Genomic DNA, 15152 nt, shown 5'->3' on the forward strand with positions numbered 1-15152 from the left:
TTAACCTATTAAATCCACCTTTAACATCAAAGTCAATTTCATTCACATTCGACTGCGGATCAATTAACAATCATCAGTGACTAGCTCATAGATGACGCTACCACCAGCAACACCGGGATAGTACACAGATAAAAAACATTGAGTTGCAGCTGAGGCTGGATTATCGGTAAAAGAGATTAAGAAATGAGGCAATGTTGGACCGGTGCCACCATAGTGCTTACTAATTGTCAGTTCATCATCTAATCCAGCATACTCCTTAGCCGAAACAACGAATTTTATTAAACCGTAATAACCAATTAAATCCGCTGTACCATCGTTATCCATATCGATATTCGCTGATGAAGCATCTACTAACTCTTGACCTTGTATAACAGCTTTACTGTAACTGAAACTATTTGCTGTTGATAACGCTCCTTTAGCTCCCTCTAGAGCAGCCACCTTTGCGTCTTTATTTATAGAGATAAATTTAGGCGCTGCAACAACAGCTAAAACGCCCAAAATGATAATAACGACCACTAACTCGATTAATGTAAATCCATTGTGATGACGGAACAATCTCGCTCCTCCTACCTAAAATAATCGCGATAGTCAATATTAAAATAGCGATTAAAAATAATCACTATTTATCAATACTACAATATTTACTCTTAGATAGTAATAGAAAAGGAAGCTGTTATTTAGGCAGAGACAAAGGACGAAATTTTAGGGTGGAACTTTCATTAATCATCTTTATACAACTCTTGAATCGCTTTAATCTCCGAGGTGCTGGCAACAAAAACATCAACTAGATCAGGATCAAAGTGAATGCCAGATTGCTCCTTAATATAAGCCATAGAATCATCAAGGGTCCAAGCCTCCTTGTAAGGTCGTGAGGTCGTTAGCGCATCAAATACATCGGCAATACACATATTCTGCCTTCAATGGGAATTGCTTGTCCCTTAAGTCCTTTACTGTACCCCGAACCATCCCACTTTTCGTGATGATGAATAGCAATCGATCTTGCCATCTGAATCATCATAGAGGGATGCTCATCAAATAATTGCCTCACACTATCAACATGTTTTTTCATTAGAGAAAATTCATCATCATTAAGCTTACCAGGCTTTGTTAAAATATCTGAAGCGATCATGATTTTACCTATGTCATGCATTGGTGCCGCTTTCTCTATCATAAAGGCAACTTGTTCGTTTAAACCCAGTTTACGCGCTAAAAGGCCAGAGTACTTACCTACTCTAAGAATATGCTTACCTGTGGTTTCATCATGTAACTCAGCAACTATCGCCAGTTTATTAATCAGGAACTCTGTAGCTTGTTCCAGTTCTAACGTACGCAACTGCACTCGCTTCTCGAGCTCATCATTCAAGCGAGATTGTAGTCGATGCGCTTTGATAATGTTGAGCTGGTTCACCACTCGCAGCTTAAGTTCATACTCATTAAACGGTTTGCTTATAAAATCATTTGCGCCACCTTTTAATGCCTTAATATGTGATTTTTGATCGCTAAGACCGCTGACAACGATAACTGGCAACGCCTCTGAGCTATAGTCAGTCCGAATCAGATCCAGCACTTGATAACCACTAAGGTATGGCATTTCCAAGTCAAGGATCACCAACATTACATTCAAGTTCAGCCATCACCTTACGAGGATCGGTGACACTAGTAATGCTTAAATCCATATCAATTGTTTTAAGTATCTCATTCATAACAAGAACATTAGTGACGGAATCATCACAAATAAGAACTGTCACCTTACCTAACTCACCAGCATTTACACTCATGTTGCAATTCCCTATCAACGTACACAAGACAGATTGATAGCTTAAGAAACTATTAGTCCTATTTTAAATAGTCCTATTTTAAAAGTAGCGTCACTCCTAAGACATAACAAACTTATGCTTGATAAATCTTGTATCTTAATCTTACAAACTCTGCTTCTTACTCTGATGCATCTTAAACTCTACTGTTTCAATCAATTTCTCGGCATCGACTTCAGAGATCATGCCATCGTGAGTGAGATTCTGGATCATTTTACGCTCAGTATTAAGTAGTATCCTTAAGGCAAGATAAGACTCCACACGCTCGACCAAATGCGGTGATTGCTCTTTAAAATCGATTAATGTTTTTTTGGCGAACTGATTAACCAACTCAACTTGACCTAATGCAAATTCAAGCTGTTCCGGTTCTAATGACAGACTCGGCGCCAGCTCTTTTATATACTCACTCGCTTCAAATAAACCTCTTGCTGTCTCGAACATAATCACGTGTTGTCGATAGCTTGCAGCCCTCGCATAGGTACCAATAACAGGCACTGTACTGCATCTAACCGACCACTCAGGAATCATCCAATGCTTGATTATTGAAGTTCTCGGCCAGATCTGGGGCGTCCCATCTAAGGCTTTCTCGATTGCTGCAACTAAAATGTGGGTGGCATTTTGACTCAAAAGTCCCTTGGAAAATTGATTCCAATAAAACTGGCGTTCAGATTCCAATAACTTTCGCAGATATTCGACTTGAGTATCAATCTTCTCCTCCTCCACAAAATCCTTACCTACAGAGACGATATTCTTATCCACAAGAGGCCAGTTCACAGATTTCAGATACTCATCCTTCTGCAACTGCCCCCTCACTTTAACCATCTCATTAGATATTTTATGTTGTACCTTAGCAAAGGTCTGCTGCTTAGCTTTAGGCAGTTTATCTAGCCCCAATTTAGCCATCACGAAACGCATGGAGCTACCATTGACCACTATGGTTAACACCACAATTCCTGCTGTTAGAAAAAGCACCTGATCCCTAAGTTGAATATCCAAAGCCTCATTGGTCGCCACAATCAGGGCTAACGCCAGAGAAACAGCCCCACGTAAACCTCCCCATATCAAGACGATAGATTTTTCCTTAGTCAAGCCCACGCCTATTCTGGCAAGAATGGGCATCAAACCTAAAATCACGCTCGCTCTTATAATCAGTATTCCTAAAAAAATAACGGCGAGGTATTCCCAGTTAGCCAGATCCGCCAAGCCTAATCTCGTTGACACCACTAGTCCCACCAAAATAAAAATAAGCGTATTAAACAAAAATGAGAGGGTATGCCAGAAATGATGCAGATGTTCCATTACCTCTGGTGAGAATCGCGTTCGACCAGGACCGGCATAAATAAGCGCTAAGGTCACGACACTCACTACACCTGATGCGTGAAAAATATGCTCACTAACATAGAAAACCAAATAGGGTAAAACTAAGGTCAGCGCGATTTCAATCATGCTGTCATTAAACAATGAACCAATAAATGCTAGGCTAATCACGGCAACCAGAGCACCGATTATCCCCCCGATAGCAACAACACGGACAAACTCAATGATCACCTCGCTAGCCTTAAACTCTGGCTGAACTTGAGTCGCTAAAGAGAGAAACAGGGTAAAAAGAACGATAGCCGTACCGTCATTGAGCAAAGACTCTCCCTCAATCAAGGTTTGTAATCTAGCCCTAGAACACATCTCTTTTAACAGAGAGACGACAGCGACAGGATCCGTGGCACTGACAATGGCACCAAACATCAATGCTGCACCTATCGACCAGTTCCATGGCAGGACAGTTAGGCTCAATAATGCAGTAATTAAGGTACAGATCACCATGCCAGGAATAGCCAACACGGCAATTTGTGAAAACATGCGTTTAAAGAGATGAACTTCGAGTGAGAATGCTGACTCAAATACTAACGCAGGAAGAAAAATAAACATGATAAGATTCGCATCTAGCTGACTGGCAAGCACAAATGATTGCTTAAGCTCGTTGATCACAGGAGTTTGAGTCTCAAAACTTAAAGACCCACCAATCAACATTCCCAAAGTTAACAGGGCTACCGAATAAGGAATAGCAGTATTTTTCAATAGTCTGCGCAACATGATGCCCAGTAATATCGCAACGACAAAAAAAACCAATAACAGCAGGGTTGTCTGCATAACATAACCTCATACTTCAACCACACTATTAAAAATAGTCGTTAATCCACAATTATCCAATTGAAGCTAGAACTGAATGATACCCATCAGGTTTTATATAAAAATCTTAACCCTTTTTCAATTCTGCACCGTTTGTACCCATATCAAACGATCTGATAGAGTCATCAAGCACAGAAAAGCTGCTCTAATCATTAACCCCTTTTTAATCAAGTTTTGGAGTTGTTATGAAATATTCACTTTTACAAAGCATACTGGCAAGCACGTTCATTAGCGCGAGTTTATTTGCTGCACCTGCTTTACAAGCCAACGAAGCAGATTTCCCACACCTTGAAACTGTGGGAGTAAGCCAGTTAATTGTCGCGGCAGACATGGCAGAGATCAACGTCGAAGTCACCATCAAAGATAAAACGGCTAAAGGGGCTAAAGCGCTTTCAGATAAGGCGGTTGCCAAGTTTATCGAACGCCTGAAAGCTGCTGGAATAGCCCAGACAGATATACAAAGTGCTAATTTGAATCTCCAGCCTCAATATCACTACCAAAAAGATAAGCCTGCCGAGCTCACTGGCTACAACGCTAGCAGGCAAATTACCGTCACAGTAAAAGAGCTATCACGCCTTAACAATATCTTAGATTCAGCACTGGAAGAGGGGATCAATCGCATCAATAATATTGCCCTTAAAACCAGTAAAGAGAGTGAGTATATTGCTAAAGCACGACAAGCCGCCATTATCGACGCCCAAAGCAAAGCCAAGTCTCTGGCCCAAGGTTTCGGTGTAAAAATCGATAGTGTATGGGACATACGTTACTTCGCACAACATCCTGTCCAGCCTGTCATGCTAAGAATGAATGCAGCAAGTTCAAGTTTTGACGCCGCTGAAACTTATCAACAAGGGCAAGTCACCTTTACGGACAGAATAGAAGTCGTGTTCAAATTGAAGAATTAAACTTTCAGCTTGGTAGAGTAAAACCACTTTTGAATCGCTAAATAGTAAAAAGCCTGCGCAAATGCGCAGGCTTTTAGGGTAATCAAAACAGAGCTCAACATACAGCCCTTTAGCGACTTCTATTTAAAGAAAGTCACCGAATTTTGTCCCTTCACGCCATTCAACACCACAAACTCACCTTTGGCTAAAGTCAGGCCTTGAGCATTAGTAACATCACTAAAGCTGTATGCCGCTTCAATGCGATTACTGCGGGTAGACATCACTAAAATCTGCTCCGCACTTTGGCTTAACAAATAGGCCTTATCTTGCTCAATAACCAGACCTGTCACCATAGGGTATTTGTCAGCAGCATTAAGGATCTTAGCTTCGCTGTTCAACTCAAAATCTTGGTTACTGAAACGAGACACAACAAAGTTGTTGCGCACCTTAGCTGGTAGGGTAATTGTAACATACTCTTGAGTCACCGCATCCCAACCTAAACCACCAATGTAGTTGTACTTAGCTCGAACGGTAGAGAATCGACTACGTTTAAGCTCCTTCACACCATCAGTGCCATCCATGAACAACCAGTAACTATCAGCAATTTTAGCCAATGGATCGTACTCAAGACGCACATAGCTCTTATGATCAGCCGTCACTACCACGCTGTTATCACCGTCGAAAACCACGCCTGTAAGATTAGATACCTCAACTGAAAAAGCACCATCTATCATCACTGAAGCCAACACCTTACTTAGCTTACCATTGAGGAAATGAACCCAGTTATCACTCGTCACAACCGCATAAATATCACTATTTGGGCTGTAACTGATCCCCGTTGCTAGACCCGTGATCTCAACAGGTAACATCTGGGTTCCCACTAAGGTCAAATTCACATCATTGACTATGTCACTTCCTTCAACCACTGGCATATTGCCAAAGTCTGGACGCTCAATAGCGAAACTGCCACGGGCTGATAACGAAGAGAGCTTAGGCCAATTAGCCGTAGACCAAACAACCTTATCATTGTCGAAAGTCATACGGTACGGGTTACTCTGACCGATGAATGGGAAAGGTCCTGTCTGGCTAAATGCCTGCACGATATTGAAACCAATCACGACTAAGAACACCATCACAGTCGATTTGTTTAGCATCGTCCAACTGTTCTTATCCTCTTTCTCACTTAACTTATCACCCTGCAGCATCAGTAATACTGCTGCGAATAACAGGATAACCAGGAAAACAACCATCACCCACACATAAGTGTGCACGCCAAAAATAGCCGGACCAAAGCCTTGACCAATATCTTTTAATATATGGTTAGAGCTATGACGGTACCCAGCCCAAAGGCCATAAACAGAGGCAAATATTAGCGCCCCAAGGTACTTAGGCTTAAGTCCATAACGGGTTATGAATATTGCAATCAGTGCCACTAATACCATGGCAGTGCGCTCTTGCCAGCACAGAATGCAAGGGGTATCACCTAAGCCATAGCCTAAAATGATACACGCTATCCCAACAGGTAAGGCAATCAATGCCATAGCAGCAAGAGATACGATTTGGTTTACTGTCGATTCTTTCATTTTCATGCTCTTATAGATTCCCTGCTGGTACTAACATGCCCCAAGTGGCAATAATCCAAATGAGAATACTCATACCAATGCTGGCGCATAAACAAATATCAGCCATGCCCTGTTTATGAGGTTTAAATGCCACTAGGTAAGCAGTAAAGAAGATGAGACAGAAGAGTAAAAATTCCATAGTTTGATCCAAGTTATAAAAAATAAACGCGTCTTAGCGGTTTTATGACCGTTCAATTCAGATACCGATCTAAAGTCAGTGGTAAGCAACCAAAAAACGCTTCCTCTAACCCTGTTCCCCAACGAAGATCTTTGATGGTATGAATTCAAACGGACTCATGATGAATATTGCCAGCGACTCAAGTTCACTGATCAATTTCACGGTGTAAAATAACAAGTTACATTAGGGATAGATGCGATATAACGCATAGAAGTACCTCTAAAATTAAGACAACTCTTATATTTGGGAGTTACGTTTGACTGCATGACATTTTGTGACGATACCTATTTTTAGGTATATTAGAAATGTGAGCTAAACTTGGTTGCTATCGAGTCATTACATGGTCCACAAATAGGTAACACGGCACGACAGAAAAATGACTTACTGAAGAAAGGGACTTAAAGATAAAACAAAGGGAATGATAGCGTCACTCCCTTCAATAAAACGAAAACAAACTTGAATTAAGGTTAGTTAGGCCATAACCAAGCGGCGCCTCTTACTCCAGATGAACTGCCAAATCGATTTTTCACCACTGGCGTCATACACTCGCCGCCAAGTACATATTGTGACAACAGCTCAGGTAATCTTGAATAGATAGCGTCCACATTAGACATGCCGCCCCCTAATACTATGATGTCGGGATCCAGTACATTGATGACATGGGCTAAAGATCTCGCTAACCTGTCCATATAGCAATCAAAAGCCAGCATGGCAGAAGCATTTCCAGCTTTGACCAACGCCATGATCTCACTACCAGATGTGACTGTTTTGCCCTTATGCACTTGATGATAATCGCGCATAAATCCGGTTCCAGAGATAAACGTCTCGATGCAATTCTTATAGCCACAAAAGCAATCGGTAGTGTTATATTCATCAATCTTTAACCAAGGTAACGGATTATGGCCCCACTCACCACTGAGACCATTACAGCCCTGATGAACCTTACCACTCACGGCTAATCCCCCACCACACCCTGTGCCTATGATCACCCCAAACACTAAGCCTTTTCCTGCACCAGCTCCGTCAACAGCCTCAGAAACAGCAAAACAGTTAGCATCATTGGCGACTTTCACTTCACGGTTTAAGCGCTTACCTAAATCTATGTCTAATGCATGCCCGTTGATCCAAGTGGCATTAGCATTTTTCACCAAGCCCGTTTGCGGTGACAAAATGCCAGGGATCCCCACTCCGACGCTTGCCTGTTGCCCTAGCTTAGCTTCCACCTCTTCCACTAAGCTAACTATGCCGTCCAAAGTTGATTCATACCTACGTGGTGTCGGAATGCGCTTTCTAAATAACTCCTCACCCCGATCCCCTAAACACACCACTTCAATCTTAGTGCCGCCTAAATCAACTCCAATCCGTAGCATCTATCTAGTCCCGTTTATTTATCAAAAAAATATGTGTAAAGAACACCACCTCTAACCAACATGAGTTAACTCACATTACTTACAGGAGGTGCTCTGTTTATCAAAATGAGTTCTCTTATAAAGAACTCGTGGTAACAACAGCGTCATCAAGCTCTGAATATAAGTCTTTAGCCACCATAACTAAGCTTAATACTATACCGACTCAATTTCTCATGACTTACGTTGAAGTTTTGATCGAGAATAGTGAGCAGACCATTCACATCGCCAGTTTTAAACATGCCTGCCACTTTGATTTTTTTAAGATCCTCATCATCCGCCAGCTCAAAATGAATATCGGTATAACGGCTAATCTCCTCCATCGCCTCTTCAAGTGATTCGCCTCTGAATATCAAATTTCCGGTACGCCACGAGAGTTTAGTGGCAATCTCACCTGGGGTGACTTTCGATGCAACTTGAGGCAAAGGCTCTTTATTGTTGAGCATCACTCGCTGATCTTTTGCCACGGTCAATGCCGAACTGGTCACCTGAGGTCGTGACTCTTTACTCTCTTTCAGGAATGCTGCCGCACTCTTTTTCACTACCAGCACCTTGCCATCGGTCACTATCAATTCAACACTGCCAGGACGCACATCGACATTAAATGCGGTGCCCACAGCTCGAATAACTTTACCACCCGCGAGCACACTTAAGGGACGAGATGTGTCATGGGCAACCTCAATATTTATCTCCCCTCGCTGCAGCTCAATAATTCGTTCATTAACTGTATATCTCACCTGCACAAAGCTGTTGGTGTTTAACACTAAAATACTGTTATCAGGCAGGTTAATCGTATTGCTTTCACCGACTGCAGTTTGATAGCTGCTCTGCATCGCAATCAAACTCGAGGGCTGGCCATTAGGTTCAATCTCTTGGGTGAACAGATAAATACCAATACTTAAAAAAAGTAAAATAGACGCGGCGATAGCGCCCATCCACACCGGCAACCGTTTATTGGTCGGCTTAGTTTTAGGAAAGATATCTGACAGTCGTCCAAGCTCATCCATCTTGTCCCACATTTGGGCAATTTCGAATAACACTTTTAGGTTTTCAACATCACTGTGCAACCAAGTCGCTAACGCTAAACGTTCCTCATCAGTCAGCTCACGATCCATCTTGGCAATCCACTCACTGGCACGATCTAATCGTAGATCCTCAGCATTGGCGTCAGCATTTAATTGATGAATGTTACTCATGGCCACCTCCGCACTTGCCAGATGTGGGCACCACGTTCGCTTGAGTCTTGCTATTCTGGGTTTGTCGCATAAATACCGTACACCGTTTAATACCTTGAGAGATGTGCTTCTCAACTGTGCTTTCACTCAATCCTAGCTCACTAGCTATCTCTCGCTGAGAATAGCCATATACCTTTTTTAACACAAACACCTTGCGGCACTGCAGAGGCAGTAACCTAACCGCTTCGCAGAAGTGATCAAACTCAAGGCTAGTGATCGCATTGTCGTACACCTCATCATGTCTGTCACAAAGCGCCTTTTCAAACTCATGCCAATCTTCAACCCTATCTACCAGCCTGACACTGGCTCGTTTTTGATGATCTAACGCTAAATTCCGCGCCATCTTGAACATAAAGGACTTGGCAGAGTTAATGCTCTCTTTGTTCTCCACCTGGCATAAACGTACATAGGTTTCCTGCACGATATCCTCTATCTCATGGGGAGGAACAATCCGGGAAACCACCCGAGCAATCCCCTCTCTCGAGGCAAGGTAGGTCTTGTATATCAAGCTATCTTTTAACATATTGTCTTATCTATACCAGCCAATGACACTATCCAATCCTATTAAGACGAATCAGCTTCAAAAATCCGCCATAAGGTTGATTTTACAATTAGTCAAAGATGACCAACACCATCACCAAGCCGCACCATAAACTAGAATAAGGCTTTTACACCAAGCATACAACTGGATAACCTAGCAATAATAGCTATATTAAAAACAATAAAACTAAAACACCAATATGTTGTTTTAATAGAGCTTTAAATTGCTAACAATAAAAATATACACTTTGCACAATAGATGCATTGACAAAAAAAGCAGCGAAAAGCGAGCAGGTGGTTACACAAATGTTGCACAAAAATATAAAAATAATTAATTTTTTATGGAGGAAAAATTTCTATCAATCGTCTTCCTTTGGTGCATGGCGAAAAACCATACACATGAGGGACCGAAAACGGGTTCGGCAGCTCTTTTTTTTCTGTTTAGTCTCAGGTTTCACGCCAGGACTCATCGCTAAAGAAGCCATCGACAGTGTCGTTTTCGATATCCCCCAACAAAGGGCCTATTTGTCACTCATCTATCTGGCTGAGCAGGCGGACATCACCTTGCTCTTTTCATTTGAAAAGGTAGAGGGGATCGATGCAAATGCGATACATGGTCAATACGGAACCATGAAAGCCTTGGAGCTTATGCTCGAAAACACTGGGCTTGTTGCACAGATGAACGACAGTGGGCAGATCTCAATCTTATATAATAAAAATCATAAGAGACAAGACGATATGACCACCTACAACAAAAATAAAGTAGCCAGTGCAGTGCTCGCCGCAATGGGAACATTAGCCACATCACAACTATTAGCCGCAGACGTCGAAACCACAGCCGAACCTGCAATAGAAGTGATTGAAGTGACGGGGATCCGCGGATCCTTAAGTCGCTCCATGGATGTAAAACGCAGCGCCGAAGGGGTTGTCGATTCGATCTCCTCTGAAGATATCGGTAAGTTCCCTGACACCAACTTAGCCGAGTCGCTACAGCGTATTACTGGCGTTTCCATCGATCGCTCTGGGGGAGAGGGCCAATCGATCACCGTCAGAGGATTTGGCCCACAATTTAATACTGTGTTGGTCAATGGCCGCCAGATAGCCAGCGAGAGTGATACTCGCGGCTTTAGCTTCGACACCATCGCCGCCGAACTCGTGAGTAGCTTAGACGTATACAAGACCTCATCGGCCACCATGCAATCTGGCGGTATCGGCTCAACCATCAATATCAATACCGCAAAGCCTTTTGCCATCAATGGCTTTAAAGCTGTCGGTAGCGTCAAGGGGATCTATGATGAGAATAGTGAAGAGACCACTCCACAGTTTTCAGGCTTAATCAGTAACACCTTTTTAGATGACTCATTTGGCGTACTGCTAGGTGTTTCACATCAAGAGCGAAAGACACGCCTCAATCAAGCACAGATCGATGGCTGGTTAGAAAATGTCGGTATCCCAAACCCTAAAACTGAGTCCGGTGAGGACTACACAGGCAATATCTTCTCTGCCCGCAACTATGACCACAAAGTGACGTTCGAAGAGCGCAAGCGAACCAATGCCAACTTAGTGCTGCAGTACGCCCCCACTGACAACTTAGTGATCACCGCCGATGCACTCTACTCTGATTTCGATGTCGAAACCAACGCCACCTCTTACGGCCACTGGTTTACTGCGCCTAACGTAATAGGTGTTGATGGCGGCAGCCCGATTGTCGACGCTAATGGCACTGTGGTCGATATGTACCAAGAAGTGGGTCTAGCAACGGATTTCCATGCTAAAAAATTCGATCGTATTACCGATTCACAATCTTTTGGCATCAATGCCAATTGGGATGTGAACGACAACCTCAATATGAGTTTCGATTACAGTCATTCAGAGGCGAGTCGAGAAGCCAACAATGGTCGTGGCAACCAGTTATCACTCATAGGTTATGCCAACCGAGTTCGCTTTCAGGTGAACGACAATGTTCTGCCTAACGCCTCACTGTTTGAAAGTGCCAACCCCAATATCTACAGTGGTCAACAAGAGCTCGATGGCACAGCTTACGACCCATCTGTTACCCCCGCTGGCGTACAAGATTACCTAAGTACAGACAATAGTCGTGCCCATGTGATGCTACGTCGTGGTTGGGAAGTCAACGATGAACTAGACCAATTTAGATGGGACAATACTTGGCTTGCCGATGGTGATTCAGGCTTTAGTGCCGCACGATTTGGCTTGATGTACTCAACCGAAACTAAAAGCCTGAATCGCTGGGACAACGAAGGCCAAGGACTGCATTGCGCTTATTGTGGTTATCCGGACAGCCCAGTGATCAGCCCTGAATCACAATATATTTTTGATGCAGGCAGTGATTTCCTTAGCGGCGTCAGTGGTAGCGGCCAAATGCCAACATCCTGGCTTGCCCATGATGGTGAAGCTAACTTTGCCTTTTTGGAACAGTACTACGCCAGCACTCACAGCGACAGTATCAGCTTCGATGCAGTACTGCGTGATAAGTCCTACAGCGTTCAGGAAGATATTTATGCCGCCTACTTCGAAGTGGATTTTGAAGGTGAAGTCGCCGGCATGGTGATTTCGAGTAGTGCAGGCGTAAGGTATGAAACCACAGACACAGATGTTAAGGGCCGTGATAAACCGATATCTCAGCTCAATATTCTCGATAAAACCGAGATGCTCCCCGCCTACGGCACCGTTGCTGCCATCAGTCAGGCCAACAGCTATGATGCAATTTTACCGAGCTTTACGGTTAAATTAGAGATTACCGACGATCTGATCGCGCGATTAGCGGCATCGAAAACCATGACCCGTCCGACGTTAAACAGCATGTCGCCCATCACAGTAATCAACACCACCCGCCCTGGTGGCGATCTCACCTCCAACCAAGGTAATCCAAGGCTAAAGCCTTTCAGTTCAGAGAATTTAGATCTCTCTCTTGAGTGGTATTACGGCGAGGTCAGCTATGTCTCGGCGGGCTATTTTAGAAAAAATGTTGAAAACTTTATCGTCAATACCCAAGAGGATCTGACTTTTACCTTGAGTGATGGCAGCTTGTTAACCGATCCCTCAACCGGTGATGACACAGATAATCCCGACAGCAACGACGGCGTCGCTCATTTCACCAATACCCGGCCTAATAACGGTGAATCGGCAATTGTCGACGGTTGGGAACTTGCCATTCAGCACGGTTTTGGTGAATCAGGTTTCGGAGTGATGGCCAATGCCACCTTAGTAAGCAGCAACGCTGAACTCGATCCCGCGAACATCAGTCAAGTGTTCGCACTCACAGGATTAAGTGATTCGGTCAACTTGGTGGCCTTTTATGAGAGTGGCCCAATCCAGACTCGTATTGCCTGGAACTGGCGTGACTCATTCGTGCAGTCACTGACGCAAACCAATGGTGACGGCCCAACCATAGTCGAGAACTACGCTCAGCTCGACTTAAGTGGCAGTTATGCGTTCACCGATAATTTTGCCATCTTTTTTGAAGGCATCAATTTAACTGAAGAGTATGTCCATAAACGCGGACGCTTTGAAAACCAACTACTCTCAGTTGAAGACAGTGGCCGTCGATTCGCAGTCGGTTTACGCGGCTCATTCTAAGCCACTGACATTCAGTTTGTTTAGCCTACATCACCGACGATGTAGGCTAATTTCTGTCTCTAATAGTGAGCAGCATTATGCATAAACCAACAAAAAAAATTGTGATTGTCGGCGGCGGCACCGCAGGCTGGATAACGGCAGGCTGGCTGGCGGCGCACCACAGAAGCCATGATTCAGGCTGCACAATCGAAGTGGTTCTGGTGGAGTCTCCCAATACCAAATCTATTGGTGTTGGCGAAGGTACTTGGCCGACCATGCGCAACAGCTTAATTAAAATGGGCATCAGTGAAACCGACTTCATCCGTGAATGCGATGCCACCTTTAAACAGGGTGCTAAATTTGCCAAATGGGTCGATGGTACTCCGGATGACTTTTATTACCATCCACTGGTGCTGCCCCAAGGTTTTACCCAACAAGATCTTGCTCCCTATTGGTCATCTCAACAAGCCCGTGCTACCGAAGAGAATAAACATTCCTTCTCCAATGCTGTCTGCTTTCAAGAGAGTGTTTGCGAGCATGGCTTAGCCCCAAAAACCATCCGCACCGCCGAATACTCAGATGTTGCCAACTACGCCTACCATCTCGACGCGGGTAAGTTCTCCAACTTTTTAAAACACCACTGCACCGAAAAGCTTGGTGTCACTTACGTTTCAGCCGATGTTGTCGCTGTTAATGAACACGCCAACGGCGATATCGCCTCATTAAGCACTCAGGCCTTAGACCTGTCGAATAACGAGATAAGCGCCGATCTCTTTGTCGACTGCTCAGGATTCTCATCCCTGCTACTGGGTAAACACTACCAAGTGCCCTTTATCGATTGCAGCGATGTGCTGTTTATCGACACCGCATTAGCCGTGCATGTGCCCTATGACAAAGCCGATAGCCCAATAGCCTCTCACACCATTTCTACCGCTCAAGAGGCGGGATGGATCTGGGATATCGGTCTGCAACATCGACGCGGCGTGGGCTATGTCTACTCGAGTAAGTACACCGATGAGCCCACAGCGATGCAGGCCTTAGCCGACTATGTCGGACCTAAATTTGATTCATTAAAAGTACGTAAAATCCCCATTCGCAGTGGTCATCGAGCTACCTTCTGGCACAAGAACTGTGTCGCCGTTGGTCTGTCGGCTGGTTTTCTGGAACCATTAGAAGCCTCTGCCATCGTGCTTATCGAACTGTCGGCCCAGATGATCAGTGAACAGCTGCCGGCCAATCGTGAAGTGATGGATATCGTCGCCAACCGCTTTAATCAAACCTTTAGTTATCGCTGGGAGAAGATTATCGACTTTCTCAAACTGCACTACATCTTGAGTCGACGGGATGACACTGACTTTTGGAAAGATAACCGCGATCCCGCGACGCTCCCTGACAGCCTCAAAGATCTACTCAAAATCTGGCAACACAGAGCGCCTGCGGACATGGATTTCACCAGCAACAACGAAGTATTTCCCGCTGCCAGTTATCAATATGTGCTCTACGGCATGGGCTTTGAAACTGACTTTTCGATGATGCCTCATATGCTCAATGATTGGCACACAGCCCATAAGCAGTTTGCCAAGAACGAGCATCTTATTGAGCGAGCATTAGCGTCATTGCCGACCAATAGAGAGCTTATCAATAAGATAAATCAATATGGTTTTAACGACATTTAGCGCCATCGGGTTAATGCTATCGAATTAACGAATA

General features: G+C 44.0%; 11 protein-coding genes and 1 pseudogene. 3 read left to right on the forward strand and 9 right to left on the reverse strand.

All coding sequences use genetic code 11. The features are described 5' to 3' along the window. Positions 1–63: 63 nt before the first annotated feature. The 4 genes and pseudogenes from HWQ47_RS22285 to HWQ47_RS22305 all read right to left on the reverse strand — a co-directional run bounded on the left by HWQ47_RS22285 (position 64) and on the right by HWQ47_RS22305 (position 3959). Positions 64–555, reverse strand: coding sequence for a type II secretion system protein (locus tag HWQ47_RS22285; protein ID WP_269968189.1), 492 nt, complete (start codon positions 553–555; stop codon positions 64–66). 164 nt (positions 556–719) lie between these two features. After that, positions 720–1615 (reverse strand): annotated as a pseudogene (locus HWQ47_RS22295) (HD-GYP domain-containing protein). Then, positions 1599–1778, reverse strand: coding sequence for a hypothetical protein (locus HWQ47_RS22300; protein ID WP_269968191.1), 180 nt, complete (start codon positions 1776–1778; stop codon positions 1599–1601). The pseudogene HWQ47_RS22295 and the gene HWQ47_RS22300 overlap by 17 nt, the downstream one beginning before the upstream one ends. A 141-nt stretch (positions 1779–1919) precedes the next feature. Further along, entirely contained in the window at positions 1920–3959 is a 2040-nt protein-coding gene (locus HWQ47_RS22305) for a cation:proton antiporter (protein ID WP_269968192.1), read from the reverse strand. Between the two features lie 224 nt (positions 3960–4183). Here HWQ47_RS22305 and HWQ47_RS22310 point away from each other — a divergent pair, with 224 nt between their 5' ends. Continuing rightward, positions 4184–4903 (forward strand): oxidative stress defense protein, encoded by a 720-nt coding sequence (locus HWQ47_RS22310; RefSeq protein ID WP_269968193.1) that lies wholly within the window; start codon positions 4184–4186, stop codon positions 4901–4903. A gap of 119 nt (positions 4904–5022) precedes the next feature. Here the strand turns inward: HWQ47_RS22310 and HWQ47_RS22315 are convergent, their stop codons facing one another. The 5 genes from HWQ47_RS22315 to HWQ47_RS22335 all read right to left on the reverse strand — a co-directional run bounded on the left by HWQ47_RS22315 (position 5023) and on the right by HWQ47_RS22335 (position 9846). After that, the gene (locus tag HWQ47_RS22315) at positions 5023–6471 is read right to left on the reverse strand and encodes a disulfide bond formation protein B (RefSeq protein ID WP_269968194.1); all 1449 of its coding nucleotides are present in this window, start codon (positions 6469–6471) and stop codon (positions 5023–5025) included. A gap of 4 nt (positions 6472–6475) precedes the next feature. Continuing rightward, the gene (locus HWQ47_RS22320; protein WP_269968195.1) at positions 6476–6643 is read right to left on the reverse strand and encodes a hypothetical protein; all 168 of its coding nucleotides are present in this window, start codon (positions 6641–6643) and stop codon (positions 6476–6478) included. Between the two features lie 506 nt (positions 6644–7149). Further along, positions 7150–8052, reverse strand: a complete 903-nt coding sequence (gene mak / locus HWQ47_RS22325; RefSeq protein ID WP_269968196.1) for a fructokinase — start codon at positions 8050–8052, stop codon at positions 7150–7152. A gap of 167 nt (positions 8053–8219) precedes the next feature. Continuing rightward, positions 8220–9284 (reverse strand): FecR family protein, encoded by a 1065-nt coding sequence (locus tag HWQ47_RS22330; protein ID WP_269968197.1) that lies wholly within the window; start codon positions 9282–9284, stop codon positions 8220–8222. Beyond that, positions 9277–9846, reverse strand: a complete 570-nt coding sequence (locus tag HWQ47_RS22335; RefSeq protein WP_269968198.1) for an RNA polymerase sigma factor — start codon at positions 9844–9846, stop codon at positions 9277–9279. The genes HWQ47_RS22330 and HWQ47_RS22335 overlap by 8 nt, the downstream gene beginning before the upstream one ends. A 755-nt stretch (positions 9847–10601) precedes the next feature. Here HWQ47_RS22335 and HWQ47_RS22340 point away from each other — a divergent pair. Continuing rightward, positions 10602–13463, forward strand: a complete 2862-nt coding sequence (locus tag HWQ47_RS22340) for a TonB-dependent receptor (protein ID WP_442802044.1) — start codon at positions 10602–10604, stop codon at positions 13461–13463. 77 nt (positions 13464–13540) lie between these two features. Beyond that, positions 13541–15118, forward strand: a complete 1578-nt coding sequence (locus HWQ47_RS22345) for a tryptophan halogenase family protein (RefSeq protein WP_269968200.1) — start codon at positions 13541–13543, stop codon at positions 15116–15118. Positions 15119–15152 lie beyond the last annotated feature (34 nt).

It is taken from the genome of Shewanella sp. MTB7 (assembly GCF_027571385.1).
In the GTDB taxonomy this organism is placed as follows: Bacteria; Pseudomonadota; Gammaproteobacteria; order Enterobacterales; family Shewanellaceae; genus Shewanella.